Origin of the sequence: Immundisolibacter sp., assembly GCF_050250495.1 — a bacterium.
Lineage (GTDB): Bacteria > Pseudomonadota > Gammaproteobacteria > Immundisolibacterales > Immundisolibacteraceae > Immundisolibacter.
Genome location: NZ_JBFWOM010000050.1, coordinates 1 through 2692 on the forward strand (window position 1 = coordinate 1; position 2692 = coordinate 2692).

The following is a 2692-nucleotide window of genomic DNA, read 5'->3' on the forward strand; positions in this document are numbered from 1 at the left end:
GTTGCGGTTTGATGGGCGGCTCGTTCGCCCTGGCGCTCAAGCGCGCCGGCCTCGTCAAGCGGGTGATCGGCTACAGCAAGTCGCCCTCGACCACCGAGAAGGCGCGCCAGCTCGGCGTGATCGACCAGTCTGCCGAGTCGGCCCTGCTGGCTGTCTCCGGCTCCGACATCGTGCTGATCGCCGTGCCGGTGGCCGCCACGGAGGCGACCTTCAAGGCCATCCGCCATCTTGTCGAGCCCGGCGTGCTGGTGATGGACGTCGGCTCGACCAAGCGCGACGTGGTCGACGCGGCGAGGCGCGTGCTCAAGGAGCGCGTGCCTTCGTTCGTGCCGGCCCATCCCATCGCCGGCAAGGAAGTGGCGGGCATAGCCCACGCCGACGCAGCGCTGTACAGCGGCCGCCAGGTCATCCTGACGCCGCTGCCGCAGACCACGCCCGAGCTGGTGCAGAAGGCCACCGACTGCTGGGCGGCCATCGGCGCGCAGGTGCTGCGCATGACGCCGGAGAACCACGACGCTGCCTTCGGCGCCGTCAGTCACCTGCCGCATCTGCTGGCCTTCGCCTATTTCAACGCGGTGACGCACCAGCCGGCGGGGCGCGACTTCCTCTCGCTGGCCGGCCCGGGCTTCCGCGACTTCACCCGCATCGCGGCCAGCGACCCTACCGTCTGGCGCGACATCCTGATGTCCAACCGCGAAGAGATCCTGAAGCAGACGCAGCGCTTCCGGCATGCCCTCGACGCGATGGAACATGTGATGAAGTCGGGCAATGCCGAGGCGCTCGAAGACCTGATCCGCAAGGCCTCGGAGGCCCGCGGCGGCTGGCACATGGGGGCGGGCAAGTCCAACCGCTGAGTCCCGCGGGCGCCGCACCGCGCCGCCTGCCGCGCCGATGTACACCACTCGATTCCTCGATCTCCCCGCCCTCGGCACCGCTGCCGGCACGGTGCGTCTGCCCGGCTCGAAGAGCATCTCCAACCGTGTGCTGCTGCTGGCCGGCCTGAGCGCCGGCACCACCGAGGTCCACGACCTGCTCGACTCCGACGACACGCAAGTGATGCTTGCCGCGCTGGAGCAATTGGGCTGCCGGCTCGAGCGTGACGGCGCCGTGCTGCGCGTCACCGGGCTGGGCGGGCGGCTGTCCACGCGGGAAGCGAAGCTCTTCCTCGGCAATGCCGGTACGGCGATGCGGCCGCTGACTGCCGCGCTCGCGCTGCTCGCGGCGACGCAGGGTGGCGACTTCACGCTCTCCGGCGTGCCGCGCATGCACGAGCGGCCGATCGGAGACCTGGTCGACGCGCTGCGTCAGCTCGGCTGCTCGGTCGACTGCACCGGCACCGACGGCTATCCGCCGCTGCGCCTGCGCGGCGCGCCCGGCGGGCGGTTGAACGCGCATCGGCCGATCCGTGTGCGCGGCGACGTCTCCAGCCAGTTCCTCACTGCGCTGCTGCTGGCCTTGCCGCTGGTGGCGCAGGACCGCGACATCGGGGTCGAGGTCGACGGCGAACTGATCTCCAAGCCGTACGTGGAGATCACGCTGAACCTGCTCGCGCGCTTCGGCATCGACGTGCGCCGCGAAGGCTGGGCGCGCTTCACGATCCCGCAAGGCAGCGCCTATCGCTCGCCGGGCCGCGTGCACGTGGAGGGCGACGCTTCCTCAGCGTCCTATTTCGTCGCGCTCGGAGCCATCGCCGCGATCGATGCCCCAGTGCGGATCGAAGGCGTCGGCTCCGATTCCATCCAGGGCGACATTCGCTTCATCGAGGCGGCGCAGTCCATGGGCGCCGAGGTGGCCGGCGGGCCCGGCTTCCTCGAGGTGCGGCGCGGCCGCTGGCCGCTGCAGGCCATCGAGCTCGACTGCAACCACATTCCCGACGCCGCGATGACGCTGGCCGTGATGGCCCTGTTCGCCCAAGGCACCACGCGGCTGACCAACATTGCCAGCTGGCGCGTCAAGGAGACCGACCGCATCGCCGCGATGGCCACCGAACTGCGCAAGCTCGGCGCCACGGTCGACGAGGGCGCCGACTTCATCGCCGTGACGCCGCCGGCATCGCTGACACCTGCAGCCATCCACACCTACGACGACCACCGCGTCGCGATGTGCTTCTCGCTGGCGGCTCTCGGCGGCGTACCGGTGCGCATCCTGGATCCCAAGTGCGTCGGCAAGACCTTTCCCGATTACTTCGAGGCGCTGTTCGACCTGGTGCGAACGCCGGTGGAGGCGGTGCCCGTCATCACGGTGGACGGCCCCACCGCCTCCGGCAAGGGCACGCTGGCCAGCGCGATCGCCAAGGCGCTGGGCTACCACTTCCTCGACTCGGGTGCGGTCTACCGCGCCACGGCGTTGACCGCGATGCGCACGGGCGTGGCGCCCGACGACGAGGCCGCGCTGGCCCGCATCGCCGCCACCCTGCCGCTGCACTTCGTCGGCGGCGACGCCCACCTCGGCGAGGAGAACGTGGCCGATGCGCTGCGCGCCGAGGACGTCGGCGCGATGGCCTCGAAGGTCTCGGCCTGGCCGGCGGTGCGCGAAGCGCTGCGCCAACTGCAGCTGTCGTTCCGTCGCATTCCGGGCCTGGTGGCCGACGGCCGCGACATGGGCACGGTGATCTTCCCCGGGGCCGCGCTCAAGGTGTTCCTCACCGCGAGTGCCGCCACGCGCGCGGAAAGGCGCTACAAGCAGTTGATTT

The 2692-nt window shown here is 70.7% G+C and carries 2 protein-coding genes; both read left to right on the plus strand.

All coding sequences use genetic code 11. The annotated features are described in order from the left end of the window. Positions 1-854 (plus strand): prephenate dehydrogenase (locus tag AB7F93_RS14110; protein WP_428303546.1); only part of this gene is annotated, 854 nt, incomplete at its 5' end. Positions 855-891: 37 nt separating this feature from the next. Further along, on the plus strand, positions 892-2692 hold a 1801-nt coding region (locus AB7F93_RS14115; RefSeq protein WP_428303547.1), incomplete at its 3' end, for a bifunctional 3-phosphoshikimate 1-carboxyvinyltransferase/cytidylate kinase.